Genomic DNA, 323 nt, shown 5'->3' on the forward strand with positions numbered 1-323 from the left:
GTATGCGTGAAGCCTTGCGCTTTGACGGCAAAATACTCTCAGCTAAAATCTTTAGTCGAGGTGGGAGATGGTTTGTCTCTGTTGCAGTTGAAATAGATGATGTAAACCTTACCAAAAAGACAGGTAAGCAAACTGGTGTAGACTTAGGTATTACTGACCTAACCACTCTATCAGATGGTACTAAGGTCAAGGCACCCAAGCCACTTAAGGCGAAACTTAAAAAGCTTAAAAGGCTGAGTCGTCAATTAAGCCGTAAACAAAAAGGCAGTAACAATCGTGCTAAAGCGAAAGCCAAGCTATCACGATTGCACCTGCAAATTAGT

At 42.1% G+C, this 323-nt stretch carries 1 protein-coding gene; it reads left to right on the plus strand.

The window, feature by feature from the left end:
• The coding region (locus A1232T_RS13355; protein ID WP_143514016.1) for a transposase at nt 1-323 on the plus strand (323 nt) is incomplete at both ends.

It is taken from the genome of Psychrobacter pasteurii, assembly GCF_900162815.1.
Classification (GTDB): domain Bacteria; phylum Pseudomonadota; class Gammaproteobacteria; order Pseudomonadales; family Moraxellaceae; genus Psychrobacter; species Psychrobacter pasteurii.